Annotated in this window: 13 protein-coding genes; 5 read left to right on the top strand and 8 right to left on the bottom strand. The window is 72.6% G+C overall.

Features of this window, described 5'->3' with window-relative positions; all coding sequences use genetic code 11:
• Positions 1–11: 11 nt before the first annotated feature.
• On the top strand, positions 12–896 hold the full coding sequence (locus tag ACBJ32_RS30390) for a cytochrome c biogenesis CcdA family protein (RefSeq protein WP_375129600.1): 885 nt from the start codon (positions 12–14) through the stop codon (positions 894–896).
• A 9-nt stretch (positions 897–905) separates the two neighbouring features.
• Here ACBJ32_RS30390 and ACBJ32_RS30385 read toward each other — a convergent pair whose 3' ends face one another.
• From ACBJ32_RS30385 to ACBJ32_RS30370, 4 genes are all read right to left on the bottom strand, one after another.
• Positions 906–3668 (bottom strand): AAA family ATPase, encoded by a 2763-nt coding sequence (locus ACBJ32_RS30385; RefSeq protein WP_375129599.1) that lies wholly within the window; start codon positions 3666–3668, stop codon positions 906–908.
• A gap of 139 nt (positions 3669–3807) precedes the next feature.
• Entirely contained in the window at positions 3808–4650 is an 843-nt protein-coding gene (locus ACBJ32_RS30380; protein WP_375129598.1) for an oxidoreductase, read from the bottom strand.
• 240 nt (positions 4651–4890) lie between these two features.
• Positions 4891–5337, bottom strand: coding sequence for a VOC family protein (locus tag ACBJ32_RS30375; protein ID WP_375129597.1), 447 nt, complete (start codon positions 5335–5337; stop codon positions 4891–4893).
• A gap of 94 nt (positions 5338–5431) precedes the next feature.
• Positions 5432–6490, bottom strand: coding sequence for an alpha/beta fold hydrolase (locus ACBJ32_RS30370; protein ID WP_375129596.1), 1059 nt, complete (start codon positions 6488–6490; stop codon positions 5432–5434).
• A gap of 366 nt (positions 6491–6856) precedes the next feature.
• Between ACBJ32_RS30370 and ACBJ32_RS30365 the strand changes: the two genes are divergently transcribed.
• Entirely contained in the window at positions 6857–7408 is a 552-nt protein-coding gene (locus tag ACBJ32_RS30365; RefSeq protein WP_375129595.1) for a TetR/AcrR family transcriptional regulator, read from the top strand.
• A gap of 112 nt (positions 7409–7520) precedes the next feature.
• On the opposite strand, the gene ACBJ32_RS30360 is transcribed toward ACBJ32_RS30365, so the two are convergent.
• The gene (locus ACBJ32_RS30360) at positions 7521–7952 is read right to left on the bottom strand and encodes an alpha/beta fold hydrolase (RefSeq protein WP_375129594.1); all 432 of its coding nucleotides are present in this window, start codon (positions 7950–7952) and stop codon (positions 7521–7523) included.
• Positions 7953–8532: 580 nt separating this feature from the next.
• On the opposite strand from ACBJ32_RS30360, the gene ACBJ32_RS30355 reads away from it, so the two are divergent.
• Positions 8533–10254, top strand: a complete 1722-nt coding sequence (locus tag ACBJ32_RS30355; protein WP_375129593.1) for an ABC-F family ATP-binding cassette domain-containing protein — start codon at positions 8533–8535, stop codon at positions 10252–10254.
• Between the two features lie 116 nt (positions 10255–10370).
• The gene (locus tag ACBJ32_RS30350; RefSeq protein WP_375129592.1) at positions 10371–10529 is read left to right on the top strand and encodes a hypothetical protein; all 159 of its coding nucleotides are present in this window, start codon (positions 10371–10373) and stop codon (positions 10527–10529) included.
• Between the two features lie 120 nt (positions 10530–10649).
• On the opposite strand, the gene ACBJ32_RS30345 is transcribed toward ACBJ32_RS30350, so the two are convergent.
• From ACBJ32_RS30345 to ACBJ32_RS30335, 3 genes are all read right to left on the bottom strand, one after another.
• Positions 10650–11147 carry a flavin reductase family protein gene (locus ACBJ32_RS30345; protein WP_375129591.1) on the bottom strand — a complete coding sequence of 166 codons (498 nt, stop codon included), beginning with the start codon at positions 11145–11147 and terminating at the stop codon, positions 10650–10652.
• The gene (locus ACBJ32_RS30340; protein ID WP_375129590.1) at positions 11144–12367 is read right to left on the bottom strand and encodes a styrene monooxygenase/indole monooxygenase family protein; all 1224 of its coding nucleotides are present in this window, start codon (positions 12365–12367) and stop codon (positions 11144–11146) included. Before ACBJ32_RS30340 ends, ACBJ32_RS30345 begins: the two co-directional genes overlap by 4 nt.
• A 102-nt stretch (positions 12368–12469) precedes the next feature.
• Positions 12470–13453, bottom strand: a complete 984-nt coding sequence (locus tag ACBJ32_RS30335) for an AraC family transcriptional regulator (protein ID WP_375129589.1) — start codon at positions 13451–13453, stop codon at positions 12470–12472.
• 396 nt (positions 13454–13849) lie between these two features.
• On the opposite strand from ACBJ32_RS30335, the gene ACBJ32_RS30330 reads away from it, so the two are divergent.
• A complete protein-coding gene (locus tag ACBJ32_RS30330; protein WP_375129588.1) occupies positions 13850–14521 on the top strand; it encodes a hypothetical protein in 672 nt (223 codons plus the stop codon).
• Positions 14522–14523 lie beyond the last annotated feature (2 nt).

Raw genomic sequence — 14523 nt, 5'->3', positions numbered from 1 at the left:
CGGGGGCGGGCATGACCGGTGAGCTGCCGCTGGCGCTGGCCCTGACGGCGGGGCTGGTGGCAGCGTTCAACCCGTGCGGGTTCGCGCTGCTGCCGGCGTACCTCACGATGCTGGTCGCCGACGGTCAGCCCGGCGCCGGCGGCGCCTTCGCGCGCGGGCCGGTGGCGCGGGCGCTGCTGCTCGGGGCGGCCATGACCGCCGGGTTCGTCACGGTGTTCGGGCTGTTCGGGCTGGTGGTGACGCCGCTGGCGGTATCCGTCGGCCGGTACCTGCCGTGGGTGACGATCCTGATCGGCGTCGCCCTGTGCGGGCTGGGGGTGTGGCTGCTGGCCGGCCGCGAGCTGCTGGTCCGCACACCCCGGCTGGCCACCGGGAGACCCGTCGCCTCGCTCCCCTCGCTGTACGGGTACGGCCTCAGCTACGCGGTGGCCTCGCTGTCGTGCACCATCGGCCCGTTCCTCGCCGTGACCTCCGCCTCGCTGGCCGCCGGCGGGATCCTGGGCGGGCTGCTGGTCTTCGTCGCGTACGGGCTCGGCATGGGGCTGGTCGTGGCCGTGCTGTCGCTGGTGGTGGCGCTGGCCCGGTCGGCGGCGGTGGCCAGGGCACGGTCGATGTTGCCGTACGTGTCGCGGATCAGCGGCGGGCTGCTGGTGCCGGCGGGCCTGTACGTCGCCTACTACGGCTGGTACGAGCTGCGCGTCTACGCGGGCGGCACGCCCGACGACCTGATCGTGGGCGCGGCGACCGCCGTGCAGGGCGCCATCGCGGGATGGCTGGAATCCGTTGGCCCCGGCCGGGTCGCCCTCGCGTTCGCCGTGCTCGTCGCGATCGTCCTGGCGGCCCGCCTCGTACGGCGCCGCGCGCGCTCCGGTCCCGGGACGCGCGTGGACCCGTGAATCCGCCCGTCAGGAGCCGGTCAGCACACCGCGGAGCTTGCTCCGCGAGTCCACGTCCAGCTTGGCGAACACCTTGCGCAGGTGCCACTCGACGGTGCGCGGGCTGATGAACAGCTCGGCGCCGATCTCGGAGTTCGTCTTCCCGCCGGCGGCCAGCCGGGCGATCTGGGCCTCCTGCGCCGTGAGGACCTGACGTTCCTCGGCCGCGTGCCGGCGTACCGACTCGCCGAGGGCCACGAGCTCGCGGCGGGCGCGGTCGGCGAAGGCCCTGGCGCCGAAACCCTGCAACATCTCGTGGGCGGTGTGCAGGTGCTCGCGCGCGTCGGCGCGCCGGTTCTCGCGGCGCAGCCACTCGCCGTACACCAGGTGGGTGCGCGCGAGGTGCACGGCGACCCGGGTGCGCTGGAGGTGCTCGATGGCCTCGCGGTACAGCTCATCGGCGGTCCGGCCGCCGGACAGCAGCGCCCTCGACCGGGCCAGCAGGCCGAGCGCCCAGTCCGTGCCGCTGGCGACGGCTCGTTCCTCGATCCGGCGCAGCGCGGTCGCGGCCGCCGTGGGGGCGTTGCCGCGGGCTCCGGCCTCGACCAGCTCGATGAGGGAGAACCCGAAGAGCCCCAGGTCGTCGTACTCGTACGCCTGCTCCGCGCTGGCCAGGGCGTCCTGGTAGCGGCCGAAACCGTTGTAGACGAGGGCGTGCAGGTAGGGGCGGGCGCCTATCGCGCGTCCCTCGCCCCAGGTGCGCGCCCAGTCGGCGCCGGCGTCGACCACGCCGACCGGCTCGGTGTTCGCGCCACGCCACGAGAGCAGCAGCACCGAGGCGTAACCGAGGTGCGAGTTGCCGGTGACCTTCAGCAGCGCGTCGGACTCCTCGATCAGGGTGGAGGCCGCGTCGAACTCGCCGGCGTGCACGTGCACGGCGGCGCGGTAGGTCAGGGCCAGGGGCAGGAAGTTGAGCGCGCCGGCCTCGCGGGCCGTACGGACCGCGTGCGTGGTCAGCTCGTGCCACGTCTCGTCGTCGTACATGTCGCCGGCGGCCGGCCAGGCCAGCCAGAGCCAGCGCATGATGTCGTCCCCGTTGCGGCCGGCGTCGTGTCTGAACGCCCGCAGCGCGTGCGTCAACTGCGGCGCGCCCGCGACGTAGCCGTCGGCGAACCGCGTCGCCAGGCCGTCGAGCAGCATGTCCGCGAGCCGGGACGGATCCGGTCCCCGCGGTGCGGTGCGGGCGGCCTCGGCCACCCGCCGCAGCCCGTCGGGCTCGCCGAGGCGGCCGGCGAACACCGCCGATCCGATCGCCTCGAGGTACGCCTCGCGCGCCTGGCCCTCGTCGGCCCGTTCCAGCTGGCCGGCCGCGTCGAGCAGCAACGGCGCGGCCTCACCGCCGCGCCTGCGGGCGAAGAGGATCTGGGCGCGGAGCCGGGCCAGCCGCCCGCGCCTGAGCTCGTCCAGCGGGCTCATCTCCGCGGCGGAGAGCAGCTCGAGCGCCGCGTCCGGAGCCCCGGCCTCGAAGGTGGCCTGCGCCGCGGCCACCGCCCGCGCCCCGCGCCTGGCCGGATCGGGTGTCAGCTCGGTCGCGCGCTTCAGGAACGCGGCCGCCGCCGCCAGGCCGCCGCGCGCCTGGGCCCGGTCGGCGGAGCGCTCCAGCTCGCCGGCCACGGCCTCGTCGGGTTCGACCGCCGCGTGGGCGCGATGCCAGGCACGCCGGTCCGGGTCGGACTCCGGATCGGTCGCCTCGGCCAGCGTGCGATGCACGTCCTGGCGTTCTTCGAGGTCCGCCGCCCGGTAGGCCGCCGAGCGCACCAGCGGATGGCGGAACCGGGCCCGCGTACCGAACTCGATCAGCCCCGCCGCCTCGGCGGCCGCCGTGGCGTCCGCGCTGATGCCGAGCCGCTGGGCCACCCGTCTCAGCAGCGAGACGTCCCCCACCGGCTCGGCGGCCGCCACCAGCAGCAGCCGTTGCGTCGCGGCCGGCAGCTCCTCGATGCGCCGCAGGAAGCTCTGCTCTATCTTGCTCGCCAGCGGCCGGGCGTCGGGACGGCCGAACCCACCGGCCAGCTCGGCCACCGTGAGCCCGTGCGGCAGCTCCAGCAGCGCCAGCGGGTTGCCGCGGGTCTCGGCGACGATCCGGTCCCTGACCCGCTCGTCCAGCCGCCCGGGCACCACCGAGTCGAGCAGCGCGCGCGCGTCGTCGTAGCCCAGGCCCCTGATCGCCAGCTCCGGCAGCCCCCGCAACGGGTCGTCGCCAGGAACGGACGCCGAGGTGCGCACCGCGAACACCAGCGCCACCTGCTCGGCGAGCAGCCGGCGCGCGACGAAGGCCAGCGTCTGCGCGGAGACCTGGTCGAGCCACTGGGCGTCGTCCACGACGCAGACGAGCGGCTGCTTCTCCGCCACCTCGGCCAGCAGGCTGAGCACCGCCAGCCCGACCAGGAAGCGGTCCGGCACGCTGCCCGCGCTGAGGCCGAACGCGACGGCCAGGGCCTCCCGCTGCGGGCCCGGAAGCCGATCGATCTGTCCCATCATCGGCAGGCACAACTGGTGCAGCCCGGCGAACGCCAGCTCCATCTCGGACTCGACGCCGGCCGCCCGCAGGGTCTGGCATCCCGTCGCGTTCGCCACCAGGTGGTCCATCAGCGCGGACTTGCCGACCCCCGCCTCGCCGCGCAGCACCAGCACCTGGCTCCGGCCCGCCTTGGCCTCGGCGAGCAGCCGATCCAGCGCCTCGCACTCGCCGCGTCTGCCACGCAGGCTGAGCCGGGGAGCGCCGCTCGACATTCACCACCCCGCGCAGGTCAAGTGAGCCAGACCTGGGTAATTCGGCTCGACCCAATTATGCACCGGGAGGGTACGGTTCGGATGATTCGGGCCGCCCCGTCTGGAAGGCGCCGTCCTGGCCGGCGTTCCCTCGTGGTGGCTAGCGTTCGTCGGCGGGGTAGTCGGCCGAGCGGCTCACGTCGGCCCATTTCTCGGTTTCCGCGGCGCGGATCTCGGCCGCCTGCTGAGTGCTGGCGACGGCGTCGCTGCCGAGGAGGAGCCGCCGGGGCGGGTCGTCGTCGCGGACGACGTCGATGATGATCCTGGCGGCGCGGGCCGGGTCGCCGGGCTGGGTGCCGTCGGTCTCGCGCCGGTAGCGGTGGATGGCGCCCACGGTCTGCTCGTAGTCGGGGCCGACGGGGTGGATTTCCATGGAGGAGCCCTGCCAGTCGGTGCGGAACGCGCCCGGCTCGACGATGACGACCTTGATCCCGAAGGGCGCGACCTCGTTGGCGAGGACCTCGGAGAAGCCTTCCACGGCGAACTTCGCGCTCTGGTAGGCGCCCATGCCTGGGGTTCCGCCGACGCGGCCCCCGATGGAGGAGAACTGGACGAACACGCCCGATCGCTGGGCGCGCAGGACGGGCAGGGCGGCCCGGGTGACGTTCACGACGCCGAAGAAGTTGGTCTCGATCTGGGCGCGGAAGTCGTCCTCGGCCATCTCCTCGATCGGCGCGCTGTTGCCGTAGCCGGCGTTGTTGACGACCACGTCGAGGCTGCCGAAGGCGCCGGTGGCCTCCTCGACCGCCCGGGAGGCCGCGGCGGCGTCGGTGACGTCGAGCGCGACCGCCCGCACCCGGTCGCCGTGGCGGGTCACCAGGTCGTCGAGCTGCTTGGGGCTGCGTGCGGTGGCGACGACCCGGTCGCCCGCTTCGAGGACGGCTTCGGCGAGGCGACGTCCGAAGCCGCGCGACGCTCCGGTGATGAGCCATGTCCTGGCCATGGGGATTCCTCCGTCATCAGAAGTAACTGCCTCGTCAATGTAGCATTTAGGTGGCAAATCTCTGCGTTACTGTGACGGGAATCTCTCCATGTGCTACAGATGTGCGCCCTGCGCGCGCCCTGCCGCGGTAGCCCGGGTCGGGCTGGACGGCACCGATCACGACCACGTCATGGGTACGGGTGTCTTCGGCGGTCACTGACCCTCCATGGCGTGGCCGCCGGGTCCATGGGAATGCCGCGGTCAGCGGCCGGGCAGCCGTACGGTGATCTCCTGGAGGAACCAGCGGTTGCCGTCCGGGTCGGCGAACGAGGCGAAGGAGCCGTAGCTGGCACGCTCCGGGTGCAGGCCCTCGACGCGGCCCGCCTCGCCGGCCTGGTGGAAGGCGCCGGTGGCGTCGTGGAACGGGCCGGTGACCTCGACCCCGCGGCCCGACAGCTCCTTCTGGGCCTGCTCGATGTCGGACACGATCAGGTGCAGCCCCTGCACCGTGCCGGGCTCGGCGCCGGTGAGACCGTCGCCGAAGATGATCGAGCAGGCCGAACCCGGGGGAGTGACCTGGATGATGCGGTAGCCGTCGTGGATGGGGAAGTCCGCGTCGAGGCGGAAACCCAGCTGCCGGGTGTAGAAGTCCCTGGCGCGGTCGGCGTCGGAGACGGGCAGGACGACGACTTCGAGCTTCATGTCCATGGTGTGATCCTTCTTTCGCGTGGTGCGCATGGGTGCGCGGGTTTCCGTACGCGGGCCCGGCGACCTGGGCCCGGGGCGGCTCGCCGGGGCAGGCTCAGAGGTGGTCCACGTCCACGACGGCCTGGGCGAAGGCCGTGGGCGCCTCCTGCGGCAGGTTGTGGCCGATGCCCTTCAGGAGGCGGTGCTCGTAGGGGCCGGTGAACATCTCCCGGTAGGTCGAGCCGTCGCCCGGCGGCGCCGTGAAGGGGTCACGCTCGGCGTCCAGGGTGATCGTCGGCACCTTGATGCGCGGGCGCGCCTGGAGCCGCCGCTCGACGGCGTCGTAGCGGCGTTCGCCCTCGGCCAGGCTCAGCCGCCAGCGGTAGTTGTGGATCACGACGGCGGCGTAGTCGGGGTTGTCGAAGGCGGCGGCCGTGCGCTCGAACGTGGCGTCGTCGAAGTCCCACGTCGGGGAGACCGTGTCCCAGACGAGCCGGTTCAGGTCGTGCCGCTTGTCCTTGTCCTCCATGGCCTTGCGGCCCCGCTCGGTGGCGAAGTAGTACTGGTACCACCAGGCGTACTCGGCCTTCGGCGGCAGCGGGGAGAGGTTGGCCTCGAGGTTCGTGATGAGGTAGCCGCTCACCGACACCAGGGCCTTGCAGCGCTCGGGCCAGAGGGCCGCGATGATGTCGGCGGTCCTCGATCCCCAGTCGAAGCCGGCGAGCACAGCCTTGTCGATCTTGAGGGCGTCCATCAGCGCGAGGACGTCCAGGGCGATCGCCGACTGCTGGGCGTTGCGGAACGTCTTCGACGACAGGAACCGCGTCGTGCCGTGGCCGCGCAGGTAGGGCACGATCACCCGGTACCCCTGCGCCGCCAGCAAGGGGGCGACGTCCACGAAGCTGTGGATGTCGTACGGCCAGCCGTGCAGGCAGATCACCACCGGCCCTCCGGCCGGGCCCGCCTCGGCGTATCCGACGTCCAGCAGCCCGGCCTTGACCTGCTTCAACGGGGCGAAGGAGGTGTGCGTGCCGGGCGTGAGCGCCGGCAACCTCGGGGCCGTGCCGCGCGTGGTGGCGGAGGCGGCCGGGAGCGCCTGCAAGCCGGCCAGCGAGGCGATGGTCGCGCCGGTGGCCAGGCCGACGACCTTGCCGAAGGTTCGCCTATCGATCATGAGGAGTCCTCCGTGTCGTGTCACAGGTAATGCGGCGCTTCTTACTGTTTCGGGAAGCGGAATCCGGCACATCAGTCAGATGACGGTGAAACGCGGCGGGCGGCGGCCGTGCCGCCCAGGCGAAACCTCCCTGGTGACAGGCCCCACGGCTGGCGGCGTCGGGCCGGCGACGCGACGCGGAAGGGAACGTTGAGTCATTCGACTGCTCCCCGTCCTCGCGCTTCAGCCGCCCGACTGCCCATGCCGCGCAGGCGGTAGCGCCGGCGGCATAAGTGCAGCATCCGAGTAGCGCTTGAAGGGGCAAATTTCGCACCGCCGTGGCAGTAAATTGCTCCATGTGCTACGGAACGGAGTATCTTTGGGCAGGTGAGAGCAGACGCGACGCGCAACCTGGAACGCCTCCTGAGCACGGGCGCCCGCATGCTCGCCGACGACCCCTCGGCGACCATCGCCGCCATCGCCGCTGCGGCAGGAGTCGACCGGCGCACCGTCTACCGCCGCTTCGCCTCCCGTGAAGACCTCATGGCCGCCGTCTACGGGGCACGTTACGACGCGGTCGAGGAGGCCATCGAGGCCGCCCGGCTGCGCGAGGCCCCGGTCGCGGTCGCGCTGCACCGCTACGCCGAAGGCATCATCGCCGTCAACCGCAGGTGGCCCGTGGAGACCAGCCGCATGCTCCGCGAGGAGACGATCCGCGAGCGCCGCCGCCGGCTGGTCGACGAGGTGGACGCCTTCCTGCGCCGCGCCACCGACGAGGGCCTGCTGCGCTCCGACCTGCCGCCCGGCTGGGTGGCCACGGTCCTGCCGCCGCTGCTGGAACATGCGGCCGAGAACCTGTCCGAGCTGAGCGCCGCACAGGCCGCCGACGTCGTGGTGGACACCCTGCTGCGCGGCGTCGGCGCCCAGCAGGTGCGCTGACCCTGCGGCGCGGGCATCCCGCAGGCGTGCCGGAGCGGCCGTACCCCGGCCGCCGGGTCCGTCGCGTGGCCGGGTGTGTCGCGTGGCCGGGTGTGTTGCGCGGCCTCGCCTGTCACGCGGCCGTGGCCGCCACGAAGGCCGTCACGGCCCGGGCGAAGGCGTCCGGCTCTTCGACGTGACCGAGATGGCCGCTGTTCTCCAGCAGGACCAGCTCGGCGCCGGGGATCCCGCCGCCCAGTTCCTTCGCCCAGCGCGGGCCGCAGATGACGTCGTGGCGGCCGGCGATGACGAGGGCGGGCGTCTTGATCGAGCCGAGCAGGTCCCGGTCGTCGACGAGGTCCGGGGCGAGCCGGTCGTCCAGGCCGGAGATGTAGGTGCCGGTGACGGAGAACAGGGGCGCGTACTCCTTCCGGTGATCCCAGTAGTCGGCGAGGTAGGCGGGCAGTATGCCGCGGGCAGCCGGCCGGAGGCGCCCGTGCCGATCGGCTCGACGTACACCATGGTGAGGTGGCTCTCGGCGGCCGGCATCCGCAGGTAGTCCCACGACAGGCCTGGCCCGCCCGGGTGGGCCAGCACGACGGGCCCGGTTCCGGCGACGTGGTAGCGCTGGGCGACGCCCCCGACGTCCACCACGTGCGTGCCGGGCGACAGCGGGGCCGTCCGGGCGGTGGTTTCGGGTGATTCGCTAGATGTCTGGTGGTTCGACATGGCGCACACCCTAGGAGTCGCCCGCATGCGAAACGTTGAGGACGCGTATACGCGGCGGTGCAGGAAGGCGGGCCGCCGCGTGTACGCCGGCGAGGCCCGTCGAGCGCTTCGCCCGCGCCCCGCGTCGATCCCGGCCGCTGCTAGGGTGAAGGACGATCGAGAGGCAGGAGAGGACCAGGCATGGCAGGTGACGACGACATCTCCGGGTGATACCGGAGGTTGACCGGCCCCGGCAGGCGCACGTGACCGCCGCCGACGTGGCCTCGGTCGTCGTTCCACCATCCCCTGCCCCTTCCGGCGGGCGGCTTCGGCGCGCCCGTGCTCCCCTGCGAGGTCTTCTCACATGTCCGAGGCGTTCATCGTCTGTTGCCATCCATCCCTTCCCGGCCGCCCGCTGGAGACGGGAGGGCCCGCCGATGAGTGAGGCGCTGCTCGCCCGCGATCTCGTACGGACGCTGGGCGCGCGGCGCGTGCTCGACGGCGTCTCGCTCACCGCCGCACCCGGTCACCGGATCGGGCTGATCGGCGAGAACGGCGCGGGCAAGTCCACCCTGCTGCGGTTGCTGGCCGGGGTGGACGAGCCGGACTCCGGCTCTGTCATGCGGCCCGCCGACCTGGGCTTCCTGCACCAGGAAGCGCCGTTCCCCGATGACACCACGGTCGGCGGCGTGCTCGACGACGCCCTGCGGGAGGCCCGTACGGACCTGGCCGAGCTCGACCGGCTAACCCGGGCGCTGGCCGAGGCCCCGGACGACGCCGCGCTGCTCGAAGCGTACGGGGCCCGGCTCGACCAGGCGCAACAGCGCGACTCCTGGGACGCCGACCGCCGCGCGGAGATCGGTCTCGACCGGCTCGGCCTGGGCGGCGTGCCGCACGGGCGCGTGCTCGCGTCGTTGTCCGGCGGGCAGCGCGGTCGCCTCGCCCTGGCGGCGCTCCTGATCAGGCAGCCCGCCGCGCTGTTGCTGGACGAGCCCACCAACCACCTGGACGACACCGCCGCGGCGTTCGTGGAGGAGCGGCTGCGCGCGATGACGGGGGTGGTGGTCGTGGCGAGCCACGACCGGGCGTTCCTGGACGCCGTCTGCACGGACCTGGTCGATCTCGACCCGGCGGTGGACGGGCCCGTCCGGTACGGAGGCGGGTACGGCGCCTACCTGGCCGAGAAGCGCGCCGAACGCGAGCGCTGGGAGCGGCGCCACGCCGAGGAGCAGGAGGAGCTCGGCGAGCTGCGCCGCGCCGTCGCGGTGACGTCACGGCAGGTGGCGTTGGACGGGTTGCGGCGCGACAACGAGAAGATGGGGTACGGGCACCGCGCGGGACGGGTGCAGCACCAGATCTCGCGGCGGGTGCGCAACGCGGCCCGCCGGCTCGCCGAGCTGGAACGCGAGCAGGTCCCCGCGCCACCACCCCCGCTCCGCTTCCGGCCCCACCCTCTGGTCACCTCCGCCACCGCCACCCCCGAGGCCGCCGCCCCCGAGGCCGCCATCCCTGAAGTCGCCGCCCCCGAGGCAGCCACCCTCGAAGTCGCCGCCCCCGACGCTGCTACCTCCGATGCCTCCGATGCCTGGGACGACGAGGTCTTGCTGCTGTCACTGCGGGACGTGCGGGTTCCCGGACGGCTCTCGATCGACCGGCTCGACGTGGCGCCGGGGGAGCGGCTGCTGGTCACCGGGCCGAACGGCGCGGGCAAGTCCACGCTCCTGGCGGTGCTGGCCGGACGGCTGGACGCGGAAGGAGCGGTGCGGCGGCGGCCCGGGCTGACCGTCGGGCTGCTGGCTCAGGACTCCGTGTTCGAGCGGCCGGACCGCACGGTGCGGGAGACGTACGAGTGGGCACTCGGCCAGGAGCGCGCCGAGTCCGTGCCGCTGCTCTCGCTCGGCCTGATCAGCCGGCGTGACGTGGACCTGCGGGTGGGGGAGCTGTCGGTCGGCCAGCGCCGCCGGCTGGCGCTGGCGCTGCTGGTGGCCGACCCACCCGGGGTGCTCCTGCTCGACGAACCCGCCAACCACCTGTCCCCCCGGCTCGCGGACGAGCTGGAGGAAGCCCTGGGCGCCGGTGGGCCGGGCGCGATCGTGGTGGCCAGCCACGACCGGTGGCTCCGCTCCCGCTGGCACGGCCGCCGCGTCCACCTGCCATGAGTCTCCTCCGTTCGTCACCTCCTTGACAGGTGACGCTCGCCTTGCCATCATCACCATATGAACCGGTGACGCGATCCGCGTCACCGGCCTTCCCCACCTGCCCAGAACGGAAGATCATGGCTGTCGACCACACCGGCGCGCGGCGTGCCCGCTTCGGCCGGCTGCCCGAGCGGGTCCGGCTGGAGGACACGGTCGAAGAACGCCCGGCCATCGCGCCGGACCCCGCGCAGTGGGCCTACGACGCGGACGAATGGCTCGTCCGGTACTGCTCGTGAAACTGGAGGGACATCATGGTGCGCATCCCCGAACCGATGAGAGTGCTGCTGGTGGCCGCGATGGTGGTGGCCGTCGCGCTGGGGTGCCTGGCTCAGGTGTTCTGAGCCCGCTCCAGGCGTTCAGGCGCAGTCCGCCACGCGGCTCCCGCTGAGGGCCATCTCGGGCCAGAACTCCCGGTAGCGGCCGGAGTGGAAGACGAGCGGCTCCCCTTCGGCCCGCTGGTAGCGCTCCACCGCGCCGACGAAGATGTGGTGGTCGCCGCCGTCGTGGACGCGCTCCGTCCGGCAGACGAAGCCGGCCAGCGTCCCGGCGAGGATCGGCAGGGGAGCGGCGAGCAGCTCCACCCCGGCGAACTTGTCGGCGGACGGCGTGGCGAAGCGCCTGGACAGGTGGTCCTGGCCGGCGGCGAGGACGTTGACGGCGAACCGCCCGGCCCGCAGGAAGACCGGCGCGCTGGGCGCCCGGCTCGACAGGCACCAGAGCACCAGCGGCGGATCGAGCGAGACCGAGGTGAAGGAGTTGACGGTCACGCCGGCCCGCTCCCCGCCGGCGGTCGCCGTCGTGATCACCGCCACCCCGGTCGCGAACTGCCCGAAGGCGTCACGCAGCGATCTCATGCCGCGGCCCTGCTCAGGTAGGCCTCGGCCCGGCCGGCGTCCATGAACCACTCGGCGTAGTCGGCCGGGTCGTCGAAGCCGTTGACGAACCGGGAGGCGATCTCCGGACGTTGCCCGGCGGCGCCCAGGAGGGCCAGGTGGTGGGGCTCGGCCGGCGCCAGCAGGGCGTTGGTCCAGTTCGTGACGTGCTGGGCCTGCGCCCAGAAGAGGTCGAAGGTGCGCCGCATCCAGTCCGCGTCGAACGGCTGCCCGCCCCGTTCCACGATGGCCCGCAGGTACGTGGCCGCGCACTTGGCGGCGTTGTTGCTGCCCTGCCCGGTGATGGGGTCGTTGAGCACCACCACGTCGGCGACGCCGAGCACCGGCGCGCCGGAGGGCAGGACGGCGACGGGGCGGCGGACCGTGGGGGCGAACCGGCCGGTCAGGACCGCGTTGGCGTCGGTCAGCTCGATCCCGGCGCAGCGCTCGGCCTCCCACGGGAAGAAGGTCTCCAGGACCTGCCGGCTGCGCGCCAGATGCTCGGCGGGGCCGCGCACGTCGCCCCAGCAGTCCATGGGGCCGCCCGGCACGCCCTCGAACACCATGATCTCGCAGGGGCCGGTGTGCGTGAGCGCGGGGAAGACGAAGTACTCGCCCACGCCGGGAAGCAGGTTGAAGCAGACCGCCGAGTGGCCGGGGCGGGGGGCCAGGCCGTTGACGTAGGTGACCGCCAGCGCGCGCTGCGGGGCCGCGTACGGGGAACGCGCGGGGTCCCGCTCGAAGAGCGAGGCGATCTGCCCCTTCCCCGCGGCGACCAGGACCAGGTCGTGCCGGGCCGCGTAGCCTTCCAGATCCTCGGGGGTGGCGTCGTGCAGGACGAGCCTGCCGCCGAGCCGTTCGAACTCGCCCAGCCAGGCCGGCATCTTCAGCCGCTGGTCGACCGAGCGGGCCGGGACGTGCAGCCGCGCCGCCCAGTCGAGGGCCTTGCCGCCCTCCGGGCTCGGAACCGTGAGCGCGATGCCGTCGATGGGCGGGCAGACGCCGGCCCACCAGTCCAGGCCGAGCTCCCGCTCGTGGGCCTGCGCGGTGCCGAACATGGCCTGGCCGGACATCACCCGGCCGTCGCGGATGGACTCGGGGGTGCGGTTGGAGACCACGGTGACGTCGTAGCCGTGCTGGAGCAGGCCGATCGCCAGGTGGAGGCCGGCCTGGCCGGCGCCGACGATGAGGATGTCGCGCATGGTGAGAGGGTCCCTTCGCAGTCGTGAGTGGAGGTTCTGATCGGCGCCTGAGAAGAAAGTACGGCCGGCGCGTCCGCCCGGGCCATCCGCTGAGCGCGGATCTCATCCACCTGACGCGGAGCCCCTGCGCAACGTCTCCGACGGCGGCTGCCCGTACCGCTCGCGGTACTGGGCGGCGAAGCGTCCCTGGTGCAGGAAACCCCATCGGGCGGCCACCGTGGTCACCGTGGCCCTGGCGGGATCGGCCGTCCTGAGCTCGTCGTGCACCCGCGCCAGCCGTACCTGCCTGAGGTGGGCCATGGGGGTCAGCCCGAGATGCGCGCGGAAGCCCTCCTGGAGGGAGCGGCTGCTGACCGCGACGGCGCCGGCGATGTCGGTGGTGGTGAGCGGGAGGTGCGCGTGCCCTTCGATGAACTCCATCGCCCGCCGCACGACCTTCGGCAGGGCGGGCGGTCTGGGCGCCGTCAGCCGTTCCCGGTAGTTGGAGGGCTGCATGGTCAGCAGCAGGGTGATCAGGGCGTTCTCCAGGTGCGCGACGGCCAGCGGATGGCCGGCCAGCCCGTCGTCGCGCTCGGCCTCCTTGACGAGCAGGTCGGCCATGTCCCGCCAGGACCGGGTCCAGCCCGTCGTCAGGTCCATGCCGAGGTCGAAGACGACCGGACCGTCGAGCTGCTCGCCGAGCATCTGCTCCAGCGAGCGCTCGATCGAGGTGCGCTCGAACTTGACCAGCAGCTGGGGGCAGCCCGCGGCCCAGCGCATGTCGAGGTGGCGGGTCGGCGAGGGCAGCGAGGCCAGCGACGGGGTGGAGACGATCTCCTCGCGGCCGGCGCGGATCAGGCTGTGGCCGGCGAGCGGGATCATGACCAGGAAGAACGTGTCGAGGTCGCCCGGTTCGATGTGCACGTCGGCCCCGTAGTCGAGGTAACTGACGCGGACCGAGCCGAGCTGGACGGAGTTGAACCGGGCCGACAGCAGGTCCGCGTCCCCGGCCAGGTCCAGCCGGTGCGGGCAGAACACCTTGGCGACCTCGCCGCGGACCTCGTCGAGGTCGGAGCTGGCGAAGACGGCACGATTGCTGAGGAGCACACCAGATGATCCTTGGCCTCGCTCCCGGCCTTCCAGGTAAAAGGACGCACATCCGGAGCGGCCCCCGCCCCCGGCCGGCAGGTTCATGCCCGCGACCCGGACACCCCGCAGTGATCGACGCCGCGTGAAGTGCACGGACAAGGGTTGAAGGCGGACCTGGACCCGCCCGGCTTCGACCCCCGCACTTCCCGGAAAGTACCCCTCGTCCTGCCGCTTGAGCAAGATCTTGACCGGCTGTCGATCATCATGAGATATTGCCGATCATCATTCTGGTGGTGCCCGGCAAGGCGCCCGGCACGCATGCACCCTCCTGCGCACCCTCCTCGTAGCTCAACGCCCCATGTGGACGCTGTTTCGGCGTGCCCGTTTCCCCTCGCGGAAGGCAACACCATGCACGTGCGTGCACCGAACGGACAAAGTCTCGTCGTCGAAGGGAACTCCCAGCCGTTCATCGGCGGCTGGGCCTATCTCATCTGGGCACACGGCCCCACCGAGGGCATCCGTTTCCAGGTCACACCGGCGGGATCCGCCGAGATCGTCTCCAAGCAGATGGGCGACTGGTCGCGCTACGCCGTGCGCGAGGCCCAGTGGAACGGCGGCCGGCTGCTGTCGATGGAGGACCCGGAGAGCGGCACCAACATGGTGTGGGTGGGACCGCATCACGAGGTCTCCACCTTCTTCACCGGCACGGGTGTCCCGTTCGAGACCTTCATGGACATCCTCGCCAGGTTCGACATCCAGGACACCCCGGAAGGCCTGACCATGCTGCCGCGGGCGGGATCGGGCATGACGCTCGGCAACCTGCTGGCGGTCAACACCATCGACCAGGTCTGCAACGTCCAGGTCAAGCCGCTCGCGGACGCCTCGGAGTCGGTCCCGCGCTCCAAGGGCAAGCGCGTGCGCGGCGGCTCGATGTGGCGGGTCGACGAGCGGGACGCGGCGGGCGCCGTACAGACCCGCTCGGCCTTCGTGGTCAACGACACCACCGCGACGACCGTCGTCGCCGCCCGCCCGGACGACGTGCGCTTCATCGACGTCGTGGAGTCCATCTCGTGCAGGCTGAGCTAGCT

The sequence above is a fragment of the Nonomuraea sp. GTA35 genome (assembly GCF_041950525.1).
Classification (GTDB): Bacteria; Actinomycetota; Actinomycetes; order Streptosporangiales; family Streptosporangiaceae; genus Nonomuraea.
Note: the sequence above shows the minus strand (reverse complement) of the source record. Positions and strands in the feature narration are given on the sequence as shown.